This window comes from Paraniabella aurantiaca, from assembly GCF_050309965.1.
Taxonomy (GTDB): Bacteria; Bacteroidota; Bacteroidia; order Chitinophagales; family Chitinophagaceae; genus Niabella.
The window spans coordinates 1,544,638-1,567,203 of record NZ_JBLOSY010000002.1; the positions used below are offsets into that span (position 1 = coordinate 1,544,638).

Sequence of the window (22,566 nt, forward strand, 5' to 3'; positions counted from 1 at the left end):
AAATGAAAAAAGTTTTTTACCTGCTGCTGCTCTCTTCCTTAACCTGCATGTCTTTTATGGTATTTAAAGAGAAGCCCGTGTTGTATATTATTGGTGATTCGACCGTTAAGAACGGCAGCGGTAAAGGAGCTGATGCGCTTTGGGGGTGGGGGAGTTTAGTTGATCAATATTTTGATACCGGCAGGCTTAGTATAGAGAACAGGGCAATTGGGGGCCGGAGCAGCCGCACTTTTATTACAGAAGGCCGGTGGGATGCTATTTTAAAAACTTTAAAAAAAGGCGACTATGTGATCATGCAATTCGGGCATAATGATGCGGGTCCTTTGGATGATACTTCGAGAGCCAGGGGGACTATTAAAGGCATTGGCAGGGAAAGTAAAGATATTTATAACCCTATAAGGAAGGTAAATGAAACTGTTTATACCTACGGGCATTATATGCGTCGCTACATTCGGGAGGCCAGGGAGAAAGGTGCAATCCCAATCGTATGTTCACCTGTTCCCAGGAATAGTTTTAAGGATGGCAAAGCTAAACGTGGTGACCAGGATTACGGTCTTTGGGCTAAGCAGGTAGCAATGGATGAAGGAGCTTTGTTTATCGATTTGAATGCGCTGATTGCTGATGCTTATGATGCAATGGGACCGGAAGCTGTTGCCAGGTTTTTTCCCAAGGATCATACACATCCCAATAAAGAAGGTTCGATGTTAAATGCCGCCAAAGTTGTTGAGGGTATTAAGGCTTTAAAGGGTAGTGATCTTCATAACTACCTGAAATAGCTGAATAATCACTTGGGTTCAATCCTCGAAGTAGGCATGTAATAGAAACGGACATAATAAACATCTGTTGTTCTCTTAAATTTTCAAAGCTATCTTTGATTGAACTTCAATAGCTATATTATGAGAATGATTTTCTTACTCACATTTGTCTCTGTTTTTTCTGTAGCGATAGGGCAGAAGGTGGACAAAAAGCTGGACGCTTCGATCAGAAATGAAATAGCAGGTTTTAAAGGAGATATAGGCGTTTACGTGCATCACCTGAAAAAAAACAGGATAGTGGCAATTAAAGCTGATACTGTGTTCCCAACAGCCAGCATTGTAAAAGTACCCATATTGGCAGGTGTTTTTAATAAAATAGCAAGCGGTGAGTTGAAGCTATCGCAGGAGTTTATTTACGATACCTCCCGTCTTTATGGTGGTTCGGGACTGATGCAGTTTTATAAGGATAGTGCCAGGACGGATCTGTCTACCATGATCTCACTGATGCTAACTTATAGCGATAATATCACTTCGATCTGGCTACAGCAGCTAAGTGGGGGAGGTGTGGCTATTAACAAGATCATGGATAGTCTGGGGCTGAAAAATACAAAAGTTAATTCCCGTACTGATGGGCGCCTTGAGATATGGAAAAAGTATGGCTGGGGGCAAACTACGCCCCTGGAAATGGCTACTTTATTTCAATTGATCCGGGAGGGGAAAGTAATTGATGCCCGCTATTCTGATAAAATGTACCGGTATCTTAAAAACCAGTTCTATAATGGAAGGTCCCTGGCCCAATTTCCTTCCACGGTAAATACGATCTCCAAAACCGGATCAGTTAATGAAGCCCGTGGCGAAGTAGTATTGGTTAACGCGCCTGGCGGGGATATCGTTTTTTGTGTGCTTACCAAAAATAATCAGGATCAAAGCTGGACAAATTCTAACGAGGCGGAAGTGCTTACAAGAAAGATAGCTGCTTTAATCTGGAACCACTACGAGCCTAAACACGCGTTTAAAAGTTATCCGGTAATCGATTGAGGGAAACATTAGCAGTAGAAACCATTAGGAGATTAAGATAATTAGGAATTGCAGCAATATTAGTATTATCAGATTATATAAAATCGAACTTAACGGACCTTAATTTCTTAACGTTTTTTAAAATAGAACCGAAGAGAGAGAAACCACTAAGGTATTAAGATAATTAAGGATTGCAGCAATGCTAGTATTACCAGATCATATGAAATAGAACTTAATGAAACTTAATTTCTCAATGTTTTAGAACAACCTTTAAATATTAATTGACGGTGTTTATGAAGTGTATAAGAGCCCTGTTGCTGGCTTTATTTTGTATGGCGATTTTAACAGGTAATGGACAGGTAAGAACTGTACAAGTGCTTTCGGAGGGATGGAAATTCTCCCGGTTAAAAGCTGAGAATGCTCATAGTATCTCATTTAATGATCAAAGCTGGCAAACCGTTTCAGTGCCGCATGATTGGGCCATATATGGACCTTTTGATAAAGAAATTGACAAGCAGGTAGTAGCCATAGAACAGAACGGTGAAAAAGTACCCACCGAAAAAACAGGCCGTACCGGCTCATTGCCATATATAGGCGAAGGCTGGTATAGGAAGGAATTTGAGTTGCCCGATTTTAATACCGGTAAAAAGGTAATCCTGCTATTTGAAGGCGCTATGAGTGAACCGCAGGTGTATGTTAATGGAACTAAGGCTGGTGAATGGAATTACGGCTATAGCTATTTTTATTTTGATATATCCAACCAGGTAAGCGTTGGGCATAAAAACTTACTTTCTGTTCACCTGACCAATAAAGGTGAATCTTCACGCTGGTATCCCGGAGCCGGCTTATATAGAAAGGTTTCTGTTATTGTGAAAAACAAGGAAAGTATTGATCAATGGGGAACTTATATTACAACACCATTGGTGACTACTGATGAAGCGAAGGTGAAAATTAAAACACGTGTTTCAGCTGCCAACAGTTTTCTGGTTACAGATATTATTGATGATGGTGGTAAACTGGTAGGTAAGGATACTGCCAGGAGAATATTTGGCAATGAGTTTGAACAGGATATTGCGGTTGCACGACCGCGTTTATGGAGTCCTGAAACGCCAAGGCTTTATAAGGCTGTATCGCGCCTATATGTAGGTAATGAATTAAAAGATGAGGTGAGTACCGGCTTTGGAATAAGAACTATTAGTTATACTGCTGACAAAGGTTTTCAGTTAAACGGAGTGACGCGGAAATTCAAAGGAGTATGTCTCCATCACGACCTGGGGCCTTTGGGTACAGCTGTAAATAAAGCTGCACTCCGGCGTCAGTTACAAATATTAAAAGAGATGGGTTGTGATGCAATACGCAGTTCGCATAATATGCCGTCGCTCGAACAGCTGGAACTTTGCGATGAAATGGGCTTTATGTTCCTGGCGGAGAGTTTTGATGAATGGGCGCGGCCGAAGGTAAAAAACGGCTATAATCTTTATTTTGAAAGCGACATGGAAAAGGATGTAGTAAATCTCGTACATGCAACACGTAATCATCCAAGTATAGTTATGTGGAGCGCCGGTAACGAGGTGCCTGACCAATGGGGATTTGAAGGTGCTAAAAGAGCTAAACGCATACAGGATATTTTTCACAGGGAAGATCCGACGCGGCCGGTAACAGTAGGTATGGACCAGGTGCAGAATGCTACGAAATATGGATTTGGCGCAGTGCTGGATATCCCTGGTTTAAATTACCGGCTTAAATTATATGAAGAGGCCTATAAAACCTTTCCCCAGGGTTTCTTATTGGGTTCGGAAACAGCATCTACAGTGAGTTCGCGCGGGGTGTATAAGTTCCCGGTTATAAAGGCTGCCCAGCAGCAATATGATGATCATCAATCATCTTCCTATGACCTGGAATACTGTAGTTGGTCAAACCTGCCGGATGATGATTTTGTAATGCAGGATGACAAGCCCTGGGTGATTGGAGAGTTTGTATGGACAGGATTTGATTATCTAGGAGAACCTACACCTTATGATAATAAATGGCCTTCCCGTAGTTCTTATTTTGGTATTAATGATCTGGCTGGCTTGCCCAAGGATCGTTATTACCTATACCGAAGCAGGTGGAATACGCAATCACCCACTTTACATATACTGCCGCACTGGAACTGGTCTGCGAAGACCCGGTTGGAAAAAGGCAGGGAAGGCGAAGTGACACCTGTGTTTGTGTATACCAGCTACGATAGCGCCGAGCTGTTTGTAAATGGTAAGAGCATGGGCATTCAGAAAAAACACAATGCAACACCGCAGAACCGCTATCGCTTAATGTGGAACGACGTTAAGTATGAGCCGGGTTCTATTAAAGTAATAGCATTTGGAAAAGACGGCAAGCCTGCAGCGGAGCAGGTAATGGTTACTGCCGGCAAGCCGCACCATTTAAAATTGGAGGCTGATAGAGATACTATTGTCGCCGATGGACAGGATATCAGCTTTGTAACGGTTTCGATTGTTGATAAGGATGGGAATCTTTGTCCTGTTGCTGATCAGCCGCTTCAGTTTGCTGTAAAAGGTAGTGGTGTATTTAAAGCTGTATGTAACGGCGATGCAACCTCGTTGGAGCCTTTTCATCTACCAACCATGAAGACTTTCGGCGGCAAATTAGTAGTGCTGGTGCAGGCGTCAAAAAAAGAAGGAACCATTGAGTTGAACGTTAGTGGTAAGGATCTGAAGAAAGGTCGTCTTTCATTAAAAACAGTTAGCTTATAAAGAAGAAGCCCCATCAAAACGGTTGGGGATGTAAAGACGACTATATTTGTCCTGCAGGAACTTTATATTACTTCAATTAACCCATTTCGTTATGTTCAGGAAAATAACCCCCTTGATTTTAATTGCCCTATGCTGGTCCGTAGTTGGCTATTCCCAAAATTTTAGTAAAACAATGACACAACAGAAAGCAGCTATTAAAGCTGCTTATAAAAAGAAGAGATTAACACACAAGGAATATAACAAGTTGATGGATGAACAGCAGGTTATTTATAACACTATAGAAAAATATAAAGATGACGGCTATTTATCTTCTGAGGAGAAGAATAAGATAGCTTCTAAACAGCAACGTGCGGCTAACCGCATCAGGAAGTATCAGGTTAATAATGAGCGCTATTGACCTGTAGACCATAAGGAGCTTGTTTCGGGTAATATTAGTTTAAATGTTGTGCCGGTGCCGTCTGGGCCAGGTCCGTGGGTCAGGGATGCCGTTATGTTATCTTTCTTTTGCAGGGTTTGAACGCGTTTTTGCAATATATATAAAGCATGCCCCTCCTTCAGAATGTTTCCGGTGATGCCTGAACCATTGTCGCTTATTTGTATTCGAATACACGCTTTATTCCTCATCCTTTCCTGGCCGATTTCTACCGATATTTTTCCCGCTGCTCCCATATTTTTTACCCCGTGCTCAATGGCGTTTTCAATGATAGGTTGTAGCATCATGGCAGGAATAGAAGTATTTTCAACATCAATAGTTTCGCTAACTGTAAGCTCAAAAATAAAAGATGGCGAAAAGCGTATTTGCTGAATCGCAATATATTCGTTAATGAAATTTATTTCCTTTTTTAAGCTGGTTTCCATTTTGTCCGAATTCTTTAAGATGTCGCGCATCAGGCTGCTAAAGCGATCCAGGTATTCCAGCGATTCTATTTTTTCGTTTTTTAAGATATGGGATTGCAAGGGAGTAAGCGCATTGAAAATGAAATGCGGGTTTAGTTGCGTAAAAAAAGCCTGGGACTGCAATTGAAGTGTCGCATATTTTTCTTTCAATCTTTTTTCCTTGCCCCTGATAACATAGCGGGTTATTGATCTTATGGTTAGCCAAAGTACGATGATTAAGCTTGTTGCAAAGGATAACCTGGCCCATAATGTTTGATACCAAAGGGGATTTATCTTAATAGTATATGCCAATATTTTGGAAATAGAATTGTTTTTGCCGGATATATATACTGTTATTGCATAGTTACCTGGGTCTGGAGTGTTAACTATAAAAGCATTGTTAATCACCTGACTTCGTTCAGTAATTAAGATATCATCTTTTTCTACCTGGTAGGAAATTGAATAATTGTTTGACGAGAAATCAAGTAATTCAAGCAACATTTTTATTTGTTTTGAATTAACGTATTTCGTCTCATATATCTGTTGCGTGTACCTGGTATTCCGATTATTTAGCTTATCGGGATAGAGGTAGGCTGTGATGGGTTCTTGCGCTTTGTTGAAAATAAGATGTTCATCTAAAACATAAATACCTTTGTTTGTTGCCAGCCATACAGAATCATTTTCCACATCAAAGTGATGAATGATAACATCATCGCCTAAGGACTGACTATTGAATATTCCTGCAATTTTACAGGTAGCGGTATCGATATAGGCTAATCCATTTTGGGTTAATAATTTATAATATTTATCACCAAAATATTCAATTTGGATACACTTGTTACCTGGAAGGCCTTTAGTTTCATCTATGAAAAGATATTTTTCCCCGCGCTTTATGTATAGACCTTTATCTGTACATGCCAGGATATCTTTATTATATCCTCTTACCTTGGTAACACGGTCTTTAATTTTAGTCGGTGAGTTATTTAAATATAACCCAGCGGCGCTACCTTTTGCATAAACCGAATCAGGTAGTATAAATATGGTATTAAATTTTTCCTGACTTGATGTAAATGTAATAGGGTCAAGTTTCCGAGAAAACTTTCTCAGACCTCCTGCTATTGTTGCGTATATCTCATTGTTGCTTATATAAAAATCTTTGTAGGAAAATTTTATTTCCGGATGTTTTGAATTGTCATAGGTGGTATAGTTTTGCGATTTGCCAAATATGATAGCCTTATTTTGATAGTTGCGAAAGAAAGTTACCGGATTAAAATGGACCGTCGTGTCGCCCGTCCATCTTTTATAGAGCCTTCCATTTTTTATCTGATCAACCACTAATCGTTTGTAGCCTAATTCGAGTATGTTATTTTTATGCTTAATATACCATACGTCATCGGAATAGCTATTGTATAGTTTTGACAATTTCTGCATCTTTTTTCCTTCTTCCAAAAAGACGAAAACACCATCATGCATTGTAGATACCCATATGTTTCCCTTTCGATCTTTTAGAATATCTCCTACTTCTACATCGCGTAATATTTTTTGCGGAATATTTGTACTTGAACTTTTGTTATAGTTAGCGTATTTTATCAGACCTCCGGATTGTAGAAAACCTACATATAAATTGTCACCTTCTTCCAGGTAGGAGGATACTATTTTAGGTTCGACATTATCTGGTCCTGGGGTATAAAAAACTTTTAACTTTTTATCCTGCACTTCATAGATTTCGCTGTTTGTGAATATTTTATTATTTAGGGCTTTCCCCCATGGTTTAGTAAACAACAATCTAAGTGATGACTGGTCTTCATTTGATACATATTTCAGGTAATTGATGCTGCCTTTTAGTGGTACGGACTGATGGTTTTTCTTTATATCGAGTATAAGAAAACTGGCGGTAAACGATTTTGCAAGGTAAAGTTGATCATTAACTATATTCATAATCTTAAAAGGCGTTCCTTCGCTGGCAATGTGACTGGGGAGGGCTATATCCTTAACCGATAGCGTAATCATATCTATAGCATACAGTCTTCCTGCATAAGAGCTGGCATATACTGTATTTCCATATCTACAAATATTTACGATCTCTTGTTCATTTCCCGGTATTTTAATTGTTTCATAGGTTCTGCCGTTGAAAATTAAAATGCCTTTATCGCTAACTAACCAAATAAAACCAAAAGGATCTTCTAACAGCCTGTATATGGTGTTTGTAGGTAATACAGACGCGTTATAATGATAAAAGTTTGGCTCGACAAGCCATTGCGCGTGGACTTTTGAGCAGGTGCAAATAGAAAAACATCCAGTGAGAATGAATAATATTAGAAAGTATGATTTCAGGATACTAATCATTATATCATTTCGAGTCTTTCTTTCAATAAATCAAAATAGCTGCAGGGAATAGATTGGCCATTAATAAAAAGTACTTCGCTGCCTTTACTGCTTCGGTCAATTGACTTGATATGAGCAAGATTCGCTATAAATGATTTATGAATACGAAGAAATGTTTTTACTTGCGCTAAATCATCTTCTAATTGTTTTAATAATTTGGAGGTGACAATTTCAGAGCCGTTCAGTAAAACAAGTTTAACATAATTACCCAATGCCTGTATATATAGTAAGTCATCTGAGTTGACAATTTCGGCTCCGGTTCTCGTGCTGATATAAAGTCGTTTATTATTTCTTTTTTCTGACGCGATAGCGTTCTTGAGATCTTCTATTTCAGACTTGATCCACCTGGTGTTTTTAAGGGCAACTTTTTCTACCGCTTTTTGCAATCGCAACCCGGAAACAGGTTTCAGTAAATAATCAGTAGCGGCATAGTCAAATGCTTTTAAAGAATGCTGCTCTGATGCTGTTACGAAAATGATAGCTGTTGGTTTGTTTACCAGCACATTCAACAGATCAAAACCTGTTTCTTTACCCAGGTGTATGTCAAGAAATATTATTTCTGGGGTTATCGATTGCAGTAGTTCAAACGCCACTTTATAGGATTCCGCCATATGCGTTACACGAACTCCGGGGCAAAATATAGATAATAACTCTTTCAGGCTTTCCCTCGCTGTCACTTCATCATCGATAATTATGGCATCCATAAATTTTTAGTTTTAGATAATAACAATGTAAATATCGTTCCCATCCCGTTATTTCCCGGTTGATGCGTAAGGGACGCTATTGTACCTGCTTGTTTTTGTAAGGTTTGTATTCTTTTTTGCAGAATGTATAATGCATGTCCTTCTTTCAGAAAATTGTGTTTCATTCCAACGCCGTTATCTGCTATTTCTATTTGTAAGCATTCTTGTCCTTTGGTAACAGTTGTTTGAATGTGGACTGAAATTAAGCCTTCGGCTCCTTTATTTTTGATACCATGCTCAATTGCATTTTCAATAATAGGCTGCAATAACATGGCTGGTATAAATGTATTGTCTTGTTTAATATCATGAGCAATATGAAGCTCGAAAATGAATGGCGGGGTGAAACGTATTTGTTGAATATTGATGTATTTTGTTATAAACTCAAGCTCTTTTTTTAAACTGGTTTCCGTTTTATCGGAGTTTTTTAAGATGTCCCGCATCAGGCTACTGAAGCGATCCAGGTATTCAAGCGACTCCATTTTCTCATTTTTTAAAATATGAGATTGTAAAGGGGTTAATGCATTAAAAATAAAATGTGGATTTAGTTGAGTAAAAAATGCCTGCGATTGTAACTGGAGCATCGCGTATTTTTCTTTTAGTCTTTTTTCTTTCTCTTTTATAATTTGCTGCGCCACTATCCTGACGATAAACCCAAATGCAATAATTAAAATAAAGATCAGGAGAATTTTTATCCATAGAATCTGATACCAGAGAGGCTTGATCTTCAATAAATAAGTGAGTTGTTTATCAATATGATCTTTATCACTTCCTATGTGTAGTTTAATGGTGTAAGTCCCAGGCTCAGGTGTATTTACAAAGAACGATCGATCAACCAGCTGTACAGGGGCGGCTATAATTTTATTCTCCTTTGCAACCTGATAAGCGATATAATATTCTTTAGGTGAGAAGCTGATTATTTCAACATGCATTTTTACCAGTTTCTCTTTGCTATATTTTAATTCGAAGTTTTGGTACATGTATTTTTGGTAGCGCCCAGTCAATTGTTCCGGATATAGGTAAGCAGTAATATCACTCTTGGTTTTGATCAGTAGAGCTTTCTCATCGAGGATGAAAATGCCTTTATTAGTTGCTAACCAAATGGTGTCTTTTTCAACATCAAAATGATGAATAATAGCGTCGCTACCTAATAGTTGAGCATTAAATGAATTAACAACTTTGCAGTCTGCTGTATCGATATAGGATAAGCCTTGCTTGGTGAGTAGTTGGTAGTATCGATTTCCGGGATATTCTATTTGCACACATTGGTTATCGGGTAAACCGTCTTTTTGGGTTATATGGACATATTTTTCTTTTCGTTTGATGTATAAACCATTATCTGTACAAGCAAGAATGTCGTTATTATATTTTCTTACTTTGATAACACGGTCTTTAACAATGGTTGGTTTGTCGTTGATAAACAGCCCGTTTGCTCCACCTTTCACATAGGTTGAATCAGGTAAGGGAAACCTTGTATAAAAATTTAGTTCGCTTGTATCTGCCAGGATTGGCTTGTAGTTAAGATTTTCTAAGAACTTCCCAGCGGTTCCGTTCATTGTGCCATATAATTCATTATTATATGTATAAAAATCTTTGTATATGCTTCTTATCCTGTCGAAGTTGGTGGCGCCGGTCATATAGCTACTAACGCTTCCTAAAATCATGAACTTGTTTTTATAAGAACGAAATAGTAAGACCGGGTTAAAAATGGTAGTGGTATCTCCTATCCATTTTTTATAAAAAGCGCCATCTTTGAGTTGGTCAACCAGCTGTTTTTTGTAACCAATGTCTAGTATCCTGTTCTTATATTTTATGTACCAAATATCGTTGTTATAGAGTGTATAATTGCTAGAAAGCTTTTGAACTTCCGCTACCTCACTTAAAAAGACAAATACTCCATTGTGTAATGTTGATATCCAAATATTACCCCTGCTGTCTTTTAGTATATCGCCAACCTCAACGTCAGGCAAAATTGTTTGTCTTATATTTTGGTAGGATTTGACATTGTAGTTATTATATTTTACCAATCCTCCCGATTGTAAAAAACCTACATATAAATCGCTGCCCTCTTTTAAGTAAGAAGATACCGTTTTTAACTCCTGGCTGTCTTTGCTTGCAGTATAAAATACTTTTAAAGCTCTATTTTGAAGATCATAAATCGTACTTTCTACAAAAATTTTATAATCTAAGATTTTAATCCAGTATGGATGAAATCTTAAGTCAGGTATCGATGTATCTCCATATAAGAGATACCTGAAAAGATAATTACTATGGCTTATTAATGTAGGTGTTTTTTTCTTCTTTAAATCGAGTATGACAAAGGGCCCCATATTTTTAGCTAGGTATAGTTTATCATCCATCACATTAATAGTGGAAAGATAGCGAGCTTGTCTATTCATATACTGCGGCAAGGGTATTTCTTCAACTTTTAAAGTCAGCATATCTATTTCAAATAATTTTCCAGAGTAGGTGCCTGCAAACACAGTATTTTTATACCGATAAATGTTTACTATTTCCTGTTCGGTTCCTGGTATTTTAATGGTCTCATAAGTTTTACCATTAAAGACAAGAATGCCCTTGTCGCTCACCATCCATATAAAGCCATAAGGATCTTCAAGTAATCGGTAAACCGTATTGGTGCCCAGTACTGATGCATCATATTGATAGTAATTAGGTTTAAAAGACCATTGGCCTGGTACTTTTAGAGGCATACCCAATATACCCACTGTAAAAATCAATAGACACAAGAAATATGACTTAGGTGTCCTACACATATATGACAAACATAAACTAGCCAATGGTAATCAGATGTTTAATTTCACCGTTAAGTGAACTAGCAATATAATACATAGTTTTTATTTAACAGCACAAACCGGTATTTACCTGTCAAAACCGGTACTTCACTAAATAAAAGGCTTGTTTCACACAGTTGACGTAATAAGTTCTTAGAAACCGTCTATTTTGCAGAAGATTCTATTAGGAATATATGAGCAACCACTTACTGTATTCTGGATTAAATGAGAAATTTATACGGTTATGCAATAAGGTTGGTTAAAGTAAAATGCAAAGATTCTAAATAAATATATGTAGAGCCAAAACTAACTGCTTTTTATATTTTATTGACAATCAGTTTCGAACTAGCTAAATGTTAAATGACCATAACTGTTTTATATTTATTATTTATTAATATATGACAGCGATATCCGGCCGTTGCTAACTTTTAATCGGCTGTAAACTTAATGGAAGTATAATGTCATATGATTTCATTATAATTTCAGCCGGGTGTTTATTCACCTGGCTTTTTTTTAAAAATTAAAAGGCCCCGAACCTGCTAAAGAGTAAGCAAATTAAACTCTATTGTGTGTTTAGTACACGATTTCTATTGATAATAGTTTGGTTCAGTTTTCTTCCGGAAGTCGCATATAGACCAATAATTATTTCCCATTTGTTTATTTAGTAGCTGAAGCGGTTTTTTGCCAGCTGTTACTAGCCCAACCTATTGGCCTGGATGGAGAACTATTTTTGAACCGGATTTGACGGGATAAAGGACCTTCGACTTTAAGTTGTACGGTATTAGACGGGCTGATAATGGTTACTTTGTTAAAAAGAATATTCCTGGCGTCTAAAAGATTTATTACTGGTTGTTGAACCGAAAGGACACTGTTGCTGATCGTTAAACCTTGAACATCCGCGGCAGCAATCAGGTCCTCCGTGTTCGATTGTATTTTGTTAATACGAATATTTTCCAGCGGACTTTCTGGTATGGCAGTGGCTTTTATAAATTGTGTTGTTTTTTCGATTACAATATTTTCAGCCTTGATACTTCTAAACACAGGTGTTAACGCATCCTTGTCCCTGGGTGGGTAGCGTGAAGCCGCGGTGCCAACATGGGTGGCACTCCCCAGCATATCCCATTCAAAAGCATAACGAGAGCCGTTGATCCGTATTCTTTCATAGAAAAGATTTTCGCCACCACCGCCGCGAGGCCGGCGCGTTTTAAAACGTATCGCGGATCTGGCATTTTCAAATACGCAATCATGTACGTATAAATTGCGGATCATAGAAGCGGTTTCGCTGCCACAGGTAATACCGCCGTGGCCTTCGAGTACCAGTCCGTTTCTTACAACCACATTTTCAGTAGGCCTGTTCACGCGCAAGCCGTCGTAACCGCGCCCGGCCTTGATAGTAAACGCATCATCACCTGTACTTAGGGTACAGTATTCAATCAACACATTTCTTGATGATTCAATGTCAATACCATCACCCCTGGGGATACCTACTGAATGAACGGTAATGCCCCGGATAATAACGCTATCACAATAAACCGGTGCAACATTCCAGAATGCAGTGTTCTCTAATGAAATACCTTCAATCAGTACATTGTTGCAGTTGATAGGAGAGATGAACATTGGAGGGAAAATAAAGTCCCCGTTATGGCCTTCATATATACGTTGCGCTACCGGAGTTGTGTGTGCTACTACATTTTCGATCACATCTTTGGTCATGATCTGTTTACGTACAGAACCTCCTTTAGCAGGACCAATCAACTTTCCTTTTCCTGTAATAGCTATATTGCGCTGGCCATTAGCATAAATACAGGCGCCTAACGACATTACTTCAATACCCTCATTTCTTGTAAATACAGCCGGCCGGTAGTCTTCCACTTCGCCGCTAAAATACAATTCAGCGCCTTCGGCAATTTCCAGGTTAATATTGCTTAAAAGAGTAAGGCGGCCGGTATGCCACTTACCTTTAGGAATAATTACTTTTCCACCGCCCTGTTTATTGAGCTGATCAATGGTTTGCTGAATGATACCTGTTACTTTTGAGTCTTCTTTAGCACCGTTTTCGGTAATGAGGATGCTTCTCGCCGGAAAGACTGGCTTCTTCAATTGTGGCATTTTGAAGGGCGCATTAACAGGTGCTATTTCCGCCGGAAGAGCTGCCGCACCTACCTGTTCCTTTACAGGAATGCTGTCGGTCTTCCGCTCCTGCACTTTATATGCACCGGCATTTGCAGCTACCGCAAATTGCATAAAAATAACAAAACTCAATATCCTGTATAAACCGGAAATCATATCTTTTTATTTGGCGAAGGTTGGAAAGATACGGATGTATTTTACTTTATTACCTGATTTTTGACGTCCAATTCTTTCCGGAATTAATGTCTACATTTCATGCTTTTTGTCTCTTTTTTTGTCGCCGGTCATACTATCAGGGACGTTGAAGCGTAAGGCTCATCAAGCCTATAACAACTTCATTGGTTAGTGTTTTTAATGTAAGGGAACTTAACTTTTTTTCCGGATCAAGCGGGATATCCAGAACGGTACCTGCTCCACCCTCAATGCCCATGTTGGTGAAGCCTTTGATAGAACTATACTTGTCAAAGTTTCTGGTCAATTCTCCTGTCTTGAATATCAGGCGATAGGGCTTAGGCCCGCTTTTAAAAGCAAATCCATCATTCATATAATCCTGTTCTATGGGCCACCAGTTTACCGGGTTGATCAGTTCCAGCGAATCTTTGGAACCATCTGTGTAATGGATATAAATAATGCCATTTACCATCTGACTTTGCTGGTGATTAGTAGTTCCGGCCATCAATAAATAGGCGTGAGAAGCTGATCCACTTAAAGGCAGACTAATGGATTCTGGAAAATTATCCCATTGAGAAGTATACCCAATATTTTTATCAGTGCCTAGTTTAAAGGGAATCTGGCCCAGGTTAACCTGTTCCTTATTCTTGATACCGGCATCACTGATCTCCGGTTGTATTAACGGGTAACACCAATTGCCGATTCCCTGCCAGGGAATTTGTAGCGTTGTACCGGTTGTACGGGGCGACAGGTATTGATGCTTAAAGGTGTTGACAACGTTATCGTTTAAAATGCCTGCGATATTAACTGTTTCATACCTTGCCGAGTTATCGACCTCCCAATCAAAAAATGTCGAAAAATGGTCTGAGCCATCTTCCCAATGTATTATCACTCTGTTAGTTCCTGTAACATGCGATGATTTTTTAACGGCATAGGTTATTGTTTGACCTGTGCCAATAGTGATAGCATCGGCATGGCCGTTGACCAATATGCGTCCTTTTTTATTCGACGTGCTGTTATTGATAATCTGTAGCTGTGTATTGGAGCCGGACGCGATGGATCGTATTGCTACTACCGGATTTACATTTACAGTGATGGGCTGTACCCATTTGGCCTGGTCTTGTTGTAAGGAAATCCATAAAGTATGGCTACCGGTTGAGGCACCTGTCAGCGTTGCGGTTTTATCTTTTTTATCAATTGTCTTAAAAGCCTGCCCGTCATCTGAAATAGATTGTATCGTAGCTTTTGTGTAATTGAGCTTTAATGGCGCTCCCTCAATCGAATTATAGTTATACACGGACCGCTCAATCAAGTTGCCATCCCATTCTACTTTAATATTGTAAGATGCTGATGGTTCTGCTATTATTTCTATAGCGGGGTTATGTAACGCATCATTGATCCAGGTATAGTTAGCTTTTTTACCATTTACCCAAACGTTCTTGATTTGATCTTTACGGGCTGGTATCCTTAACCGGAGCTGCATCAATTTGTTATAAGATTGGTTAATGCGGTAACCGGATATATTTCTTTCTTCTTTGAAACTGAAAGAGATATTAGGCAGGGAGAGTTCAGCGAATTTCCAATGGGAGGGGAAGCCTGGTTGTATTCTTAAGATATTATTCAAGGCCTCAGGAACGATGCCGAACAGACCTTCCGTAAGGGTTCGGGCTGCAACGCCTATCGGATCAGCGAAGTCACGGTATAGTTCACCTCTTACCGCATCATAAAAGGAAAGTTGCTGAAATCCGCCCGGGCTGGAGCTGAGGTACATACTTTCCACGATGCTGTTTTTCCAGAGGTTAAATGCATTGTCATTTTCGTGAGATTGCCAGTAGGCTAATGAAGTATGAAGATTCTCGGCCAGCGCAACATTGTTGATGCTCCAGGTATAAGGCTGCCAGTTAGTAGTAGCCAATAAATACATATTATTAAATGGAAGATCTTTCGCTCTGACTGGAATATGTGGTATCGTTTGATCGATATAGCGCAACATTTGAAATTGTTGTGCAGGTGTGGCCGTTCCTTCATCAATGGCATGATAAATGGTCCATAGGCCGGGAGTGGTATGAAGTAACTGGAGCCCTTGCAGATCTTTGTATTCCGCGAATACACCTTTATCTTTCGCCCAGAGTTTTTGATTCATGGCTGTTAAAATCTTGTCCGCCTCTTTTTGATAAGGAGTGGGATCTTCATTTAATACCTGAGCTAGTTTTGCCGCCATTTTATTAGACCGGTAATTGTAGGCAGAAGAATGAGTAACGCCACCGCCGCTATACTGCAAGCCATCACTGGCCCATATACAGGCATAGGCATCATATAAACCATCGCCGTCGGCATCGTAGTTTCTTTTTTCCCATTGCAGGTGCAGTTGTAAAGCAGGCCATATTTTCCTTACATAACTAAGATCGCCGGTGTACTGCAAATGCGTCAGCAGCTGGTCCATAAAAACCAGGTTCATATCATAATGATGAGGACGTATATCTCCATTCGGATTGCGGCAGATATATCCATTGCTAAACATGGCGGTTCCCATTTTTTCCAGTTGCCTTGCCAAGTGTAATGCGGTGTCGGGTGTTACAGGTCCGGGAGCAATTTGAGTGACCTGCGATTTTAGGTAGCTGTCAAAATGCATCCTGGCGCGGTCATGCCAGCCTAAAGCATCGGCTGCATAGGCGCCACGCCAGGCAGGAAGCCGCATCCGCCATGCAATAGCGCCATGCATATAGCTGGGCTCTTCCCATATGGCGTCTGCAGCAATCGCTAAGGCACTACCTAATGGATTGACATAATCATCAGGTGTATACAGCTTTACTCTGTCGGCTATTTTTTTACGGGCAGCTTCCGCCCGGGCAAATAACGCCGCAGTTTCACTGTATTTTCTTTTTTTATCCTGGCTTTCAATAACCCAGTAATAAATACTATTGGATGATACTTTTACAGATGCGGTTATCAATGGTGTTTTAGATTGGGCATTTGAGCCAGTTAATACAACCGGGTTTTCCTGCTGATTGGCATCTGCTATTCTTAAAACAGCATGCTCCGGGAAGAGACCACTTATTAGCTTGGGTTTGTCTTTGGCTGCCGTATCGAATTGCTTTTTGCCATATTGGATCTCATAACGCTCATCTTCGCTTAATGGCTTGGTGAAGCCGTAATATAAGCGGAAAGTATTTTTTTGAAGCTGGTATTGGTTGTCCTTGCAATAGGCAGGTTGCAGGTAAAAAGATGATTCAGGATCGGCACCTATGTCGCCATCTCGACTGAATTTTTTTCCTGTTGCACCGCCATAGGCGATCACCAGCGATAATGCTGCTGGAGTATTTGCAGATTTTGTTTGTATAATCATTCCGTCAGCATCTGCCAGCGCTAATACAGTAATCGTAAGGATGCCGTTAATCAACAAGGGATCTTTGATCTCGTAGATCATTGAGCCTGGTCTATATACGGTTTTGATGTGTGCGGCTTCAGTAACCCATTTGCTTTTGCCATTAACAATAAAGCCGATCTTGCAGTTACCACCCATTCCCGGCATGTACATTGCAAATTCGGGCAGGTCGCCCGTTTCCACCCGGAAGCCGGTATGGGTACCATACAGCGCCCGGTTAAACTTTTTTGTACCGCTATGCAGTACAAAATCCTTACCCTCGGGCTTATAGTGAAGCGTTCTTTCTTTGTTATGCCATAATGCTGTTGTAGTTTGCGCTGAAAGAGTACTGATACCATAAGTCAGCAAAACCGCTGTAAATAGTGATACCTTATATCGTTGTTTCAAACTCATGAATCAATTTTAAAAATAAAAGAGGAGGCTGTCATAAACTGACCGCCCTGGCTGGCCGTAAAAAGATATGTGGGCTTGCCGTTCTCCAATAATAATTGAGGGCGTTCAAACCGGCCATACCGCGAGAGGTGGGAAGGAGGGGGCGGCTGATTGATATATTTATCTGCTTCATAAAAGGCAATTTCCGGCTTGCCCCATTTTTTACCATCCCTGGTATTCATAATAATACCATATTGATGGTTGTAATATCCCATATCCCTGGCTAACATATGAAACTTCTTCTTTTCATACCATACAAAGGCATCTTCCAGCTGTGCGTTGTTGCCTCTGGATGAAAAATCAATAACCGGATTGCCGGTGTATTTTTTAAACGGACCTTCAGGTTGATCGGCAATAGCCAAACCATATTTCCGGTTGCCTCTTACAGGACCGCTGGCTGAATCATAGTCCTTCGTGTTCCAGGATTTATAATATAAAAGATACTGCTGGTTGTGATGGATTACAGATGGATTGGTGGTGCAATGATCGTCCCAGCTGCCTGCTTCGCCTGGTTGTAATATAGGGCTGTCCATTCTTTGCCAGGGACCATATAACGAATCGGCTATGGCCAGACCAACCCGCTTGGTATTGGTTTTGCCATTGCTGTTCCCCATATAGTAGAGGTAGTATTTGCCGTTAAACGAAGTGATAAACGGGTTATGACAGGTAGTGGCATCCCAGTTACCGGGTCTTGGCTGCAATATGGTTCCTGTAACGTTGAACTTTGACTCAGGTGTGTCGGCCACTGCGTGAGCTATTTCACAGCCATTGATCCAGCCGCTCATTTTCTTTTTAGCATCCCATCTCGAAAAGAACACGTGAATTTTACCATCAGGGCCTTTGATGGGAGTGTTACACCAAACGTAATAACCTTCCAGCTCCAGCGCGCGGCCCACGGGCTTGAGCTTTTTTGCGAAGTCACTGACAGGAGGAGCCCAATCAGGAAATGGCTGAGGCAACATAAAGAAACCCATTCCCATTAAACTGCTTTGTTGTATGAAAGCTCTTCGTTTCATTAGCATCTTTTTATTATAGCTTTGTTGCAGCTAACCCGTTAATGTATACTTCAATATTGTAATAGCCCTTATGTGTTTTACTCTTCTGCAAGGCGTCTGAAACGTTATTGGGATTCAACCCCATTTTCTTTTCTATTTCATCCGGTATGCCATCCTGATCCGTATCCTTCAATGGTTGTCCTGTTTTAAAAGTACCCAGTCCGCCGTTAGGCAACCGCAGATCACTTTCTTTAAAGACCAGAGTGCCTTTTTTACCTTTAGATTGAACTTCATTTATGATCGAATTATCGACATCATCTCTAAGCGGAAGAACAGCTCCGGCCTCCTGAATAACCTTGTTGAATGCTTCGTTCGCACTGGTGTTATTAGTACTGAAGGGATAAGGAAATGGCTTTTTGGCAAAATTGGAATCACTCAGACCCGGATAGCCCATGTTGTCAGCACTCAATAAAGACCCGTTCAGTACTCCGTCTTTATTATCATCATAGTAGTTGCCGGACGCATAAAGATAGAAAGTACCGGTTCCCCTTGATAGCGGAGATTCCCTGGGTGGGGTGGCAGGACCGGCTACAAAATAGTTGTTAATGATGTTTACTTTGGATACACCTGCCGAACCTCCCATGATATAGCCATCGCCCGAAACAGAGTGCCCGTATGTATTCCCAGCGTTGCCCCAGTTGTACACTACATTGTTCACAAATTCGTTGTAGCCTTTTACTTTAGGGTTGCGCGTTTTGTTACTGGCGTATAAGCTTTTTAAAATGCTCACATGCCCGTTCATCGTTTGAATCAATCCACCTGCCGAATGATTATGGACATTCAATCCCTGACTTATAATACAATGCTGAAGCGTGATGCTATCTGGCTCAAAACCTCTGTGATCCCAGTTGATAGAAAATACTTCATCTTGTCCCCATGAAAATGACACATGATCGAAAATGATATGCTTACCGTTTGCAATGCCAGAAGCGTCGTCATTGCGGGTTGCTCCTGCATCAGCGCCCAGCCTGATCCTGATATATCTTATTATTGAATGATTGGCGCCTGTAAACGAGACCTTTCTGCCATATAGGGTAATACCTTGACCAGGGGCTGTTTGACCAGCAATAGTAGTATAAGGCGCTACGGTAATATTGGATTGCAGCTTAATGATGCCACTTATTTCAAATACAACAAACCTCCCCGGTTTACTTACCGCATCTCTGAAAGAGCCGGGACCATTGTCATCTAAATTGCTAACTACATATACGGATGGGGTGTGATAACCCCTGGCGCCTTGTGCGAATTGACCAAAGCCTTCAGCGCCGGGAAATGCTTTTACCGGGTCAATGTTGTTTAAAGATTCAAGGGACTTCGTATTTCCTGCTATGCCCAGCAATAAATGAGCCGATAATAATACAATCGAAAGTTTCATGCCAGCTATAAAAATTATTTTGTGAGAGTAAGGTTCATGTGCTCCGATTTTTCAACAGCCAACGGTGCCCCATCACTTCCTTTTATGGACACGTTGTTAAACTTCCAGTCTTTAGCATTGCTGATGGTGCCTGCCTTAGCTCCGGTTATTTCAATATCTGAGAAATTGAAATAGGTTGCCGGCGATTGAGGAATTCCATTACAGTAAATGATATGATTGGTGATGCCTGTGGCTTTTATATTGGAAACATATATGTTTCTGAAAACAGGAATGCCTTTGGAAGGAGGATCGACTTTTCGGAGTAATGTCTTCCAGTGTCGAGGAACCGAATCATAATTATACCCGGCAGGAAGCATCGAATTACTATAGGTGGGGTTCCAGTCCATCGTAAAGTGAAAAGCATTACGCACACTATCCATTTTGATATTATGCAGGTAGATATTTTCTACCGTACCGCCGCGGGTGGTGGTAGATTTAATATGGAAGCCTTGTCCTGTTTTAAATGCCTGCAGATCATAAGCCAATACATTCCGGATGCCACCTGAAGTTTCGCTGCCAAGTGTCAGCAATCCGCCTCCTTTACGTGCAATACATTTGCGGATGACTACATATTCGGTAGGACGGTTAACCCGGAGGCCGTCCCAGTCGCGACCTGCTTTTAAGCAAAAGTCATCGTCGTTACAATCAATGTCGCAGTTCTCAATCAAAACCCAACTGGAAGAGTCTACGTCGATACCATCGGTGCTGGGGCCGTGCCCGTCCTCATTATTCCTTATGACCACACCGTCCACTGTTAGTCTGGTCGAATAAAGCAGCTGTACGGTCCAGAAGCCAGCGTTTTTAAAAGTGATATCTTTTAGTGTAATGTCAGAAGCATTTTGTGTAAGAAAAGTGCGTACGCGTTTGGCATCATAATCTACAATCCATCGTAACCCCTTCGGTTCGTAATCTTTTCTCATCGCCCAGTACTTGTCCCAGCAAAACTTACCACGGGCGTTCACGATGCCTTTGCCTGTAACCGCTACATTTGAAACATCGATGATATTGATCAGCGCAGCCGGCCATTTCATTTCAATACCTGCGATACGTGTATCAATATCCGGATAATCGCTAAGATTCTGTGAACCTAGCAATAACACTCCTTCATCAATTCGCAGGTGTACATTAGATTTCAGAAAGATTGACCCCGTTACATACATACCGGGCTTAAACGCTACTATACCACCGCCTGCTTTGGCACAGGCATCAATAGCTCTTTGTATGGCGCGGGTATTGATAGTAATAGTGTCCGACTTTGCGCCGAAGTTGTTAGTGTAGAATATTTTTTTTCCTGCAGGGAATTTTTTGGCGCCTACTTCTTTAGCCCATGGAAGATGGGGTAATTGAGCCTGGTTATTAAAACTTACTACCATCAGGATTAATAGCATTGTGCAAAATCTGATCATGCTTATTTTTTAGAAGATTTAATTTCAACTGCATAGATGTTTTCCGTGCCTTCAAAGTTGGCGCGGAAAATAATCCATTGCTGATTGGGTGAAAAATGTACATTGGGTTCTAAACGATATTGGTGGTGCTTCATGTTCACCAGTTTTTCAGATTGAAAATGATCACCATCAGGCCGGAAATAATAGATCCATTTTCCATCAGGAGCTTTGGCTACCGCACCCGGATCTCCGCCATCTCCCGCGAAAACTTTATTGTTAGCAGAGCTGGTATAGTGTACCGACCACTCATTTCTTTGCAGTTCATATTGAGTGGTTTTGCCTGTAGCCAGTTCTACACCGGCTACAAAAAAAGTTGCCCCGCGTGGTTGCTGCAGATCAAACCATATATATCGCCCATCCTTGCTAAACCATTCATGCCCGGCTATTTCCATCGGCATGGTTCGCTTATGAATTAGTTTTATTGCTTTGCTGTTTACATCAATGGTCCAGATCCGGTCTACTTTATGCCAGGGACCTTCATGACAAAACATCAATGACGAGGGGTCAGTGGGAGAGAACTGTATGTGGTTGAGCCAGGCGCTGTCTGTGAATATCTTGCTAAGTTCCCCGCTATTGATATCAATTGTAAATAAGGTTCTGGGAAGTTTGGCTTCGTATATCAGATTGAAGTAACTGCTTTTAGCCGGATTTTGTTTTAATATATCTTTTTCGGTATCACTTGATTTAGCCCCGGCTAATAAAGTGCCATTTGCATTGATAGTAGTAATGCTGGCTTTGAAATCGTCTGGAAAAACATATACCAACCTGGACTTCTTTGTGGAAAGATCAACGGCAAAGACACTGTCCTTTACCTGGTAGAACGCTTCATTACGTTGAGTGGAAACAATTTCTCCGGTAATGGGCGACGAATGATTAGTTAATCGCTCTGACTGTAACGTTTTTAGATCTAATAAATATAGCTGGCGATCTTTTGCATTGCTATTGTAAGTTTCCTGTTTTGCAGCAGGATCAACAGTTTTTTCGGTGCTATAATACACCATCTTATCTCCGATAAAGGGATTATTATGAAAATAAAAGCTCAGATTGCTCCGGTCATTATTGGTTAAACGAACTACTTTGTGATGCGTGTCTGCGTCAATCCATTCGTTGGGCATGTTGGGACCAGTAGGAAGAATGCGTTGTGCATTAACAGACGTAATAAAAACCAGGGTAGACAGGGTATAAAATATTTTTTTCACGATGGAAGTGTAAAACGTTA

Annotated in this window: 13 protein-coding genes; 4 read left to right on the top strand and 9 right to left on the bottom strand. The window is 40.4% G+C overall.

The window, feature by feature from the left end; all coding sequences use genetic code 11:
- The first annotated feature begins 2 nt into the window (after window positions 1-2).
- From ACLOAU_RS20710 to ACLOAU_RS20725, 4 genes are all read left to right on the top strand, one after another.
- Window positions 3-776, top strand: coding sequence for a rhamnogalacturonan acetylesterase (locus tag ACLOAU_RS20710; RefSeq protein ID WP_427863808.1), 774 nt, complete (start codon window positions 3-5; stop codon window positions 774-776).
- 120 nt (window positions 777-896) lie between these two features.
- Window positions 897-1,793, top strand: coding sequence for a serine hydrolase (locus ACLOAU_RS20715; RefSeq protein WP_427863809.1), 897 nt, complete (start codon window positions 897-899; stop codon window positions 1,791-1,793).
- A 272-nt stretch (window positions 1,794-2,065) separates the two neighbouring features.
- Window positions 2,066-4,522 carry a DUF4982 domain-containing protein gene (locus ACLOAU_RS20720; protein WP_427863810.1) on the top strand — a complete coding sequence of 819 codons (2,457 nt, stop codon included), beginning with the start codon at window positions 2,066-2,068 and terminating at the stop codon, window positions 4,520-4,522.
- Between the two features lie 172 nt (window positions 4,523-4,694).
- Window positions 4,695-4,919, top strand: a complete 225-nt coding sequence (locus ACLOAU_RS20725; protein WP_427863811.1) for a hypothetical protein — start codon at window positions 4,695-4,697, stop codon at window positions 4,917-4,919.
- Here the strand turns inward: ACLOAU_RS20725 and ACLOAU_RS20730 are convergent.
- The 9 genes from ACLOAU_RS20730 to ACLOAU_RS20770 all read right to left on the bottom strand — a co-directional run bounded on the left by ACLOAU_RS20730 (window position 4,913) and on the right by ACLOAU_RS20770 (window position 22,546).
- On the bottom strand, window positions 4,913-7,408 hold the full coding sequence (locus ACLOAU_RS20730; RefSeq protein WP_427863812.1) for a sensor histidine kinase: 2,496 nt from the start codon (window positions 7,406-7,408) through the stop codon (window positions 4,913-4,915). The genes ACLOAU_RS20725 and ACLOAU_RS20730 overlap by 7 nt on opposite strands.
- Before the next feature lie 335 nt (window positions 7,409-7,743).
- Entirely contained in the window at window positions 7,744-8,487 is a 744-nt protein-coding gene (locus ACLOAU_RS20735; protein WP_427863813.1) for a LytR/AlgR family response regulator transcription factor, read from the bottom strand.
- On the bottom strand, window positions 8,475-11,234 hold the full coding sequence (locus tag ACLOAU_RS20740; RefSeq protein ID WP_427863814.1) for a sensor histidine kinase: 2,760 nt from the start codon (window positions 11,232-11,234) through the stop codon (window positions 8,475-8,477). Before ACLOAU_RS20740 ends, ACLOAU_RS20735 begins: the two co-directional genes overlap by 13 nt.
- A 738-nt stretch (window positions 11,235-11,972) precedes the next feature.
- Window positions 11,973-13,601, bottom strand: coding sequence for a glycoside hydrolase family 28 protein (locus ACLOAU_RS20745; RefSeq protein WP_427863815.1), 1,629 nt, complete (start codon window positions 13,599-13,601; stop codon window positions 11,973-11,975).
- A 136-nt stretch (window positions 13,602-13,737) separates the two neighbouring features.
- Entirely contained in the window at window positions 13,738-17,394 is a 3,657-nt protein-coding gene (locus tag ACLOAU_RS20750; protein ID WP_427863816.1) for a DUF4450 domain-containing protein, read from the bottom strand.
- Window positions 17,391-18,449 carry a glycoside hydrolase family protein gene (locus ACLOAU_RS20755; RefSeq protein ID WP_427863817.1) on the bottom strand — a complete coding sequence of 353 codons (1,059 nt, stop codon included), beginning with the start codon at window positions 18,447-18,449 and terminating at the stop codon, window positions 17,391-17,393. The genes ACLOAU_RS20750 and ACLOAU_RS20755 overlap by 4 nt, the downstream gene beginning before the upstream one ends.
- Window positions 18,450-18,462: 13 nt before the next feature.
- A complete protein-coding gene (locus ACLOAU_RS20760; RefSeq protein WP_427863818.1) occupies window positions 18,463-19,863 on the bottom strand; it encodes a pectate lyase family protein in 1,401 nt (466 codons plus the stop codon).
- A 14-nt stretch (window positions 19,864-19,877) separates the two neighbouring features.
- Window positions 19,878-21,308, bottom strand: a complete 1,431-nt coding sequence (locus ACLOAU_RS20765) for a glycoside hydrolase family 28 protein (RefSeq protein ID WP_427863819.1) — start codon at window positions 21,306-21,308, stop codon at window positions 19,878-19,880.
- Between the two features lie 2 nt (window positions 21,309-21,310).
- Window positions 21,311-22,546 carry an oligogalacturonate lyase family protein gene (locus ACLOAU_RS20770; protein ID WP_427863820.1) on the bottom strand — a complete coding sequence of 412 codons (1,236 nt, stop codon included), beginning with the start codon at window positions 22,544-22,546 and terminating at the stop codon, window positions 21,311-21,313.
- Between the last annotated feature and the right edge of the window lie 20 nt (window positions 22,547-22,566).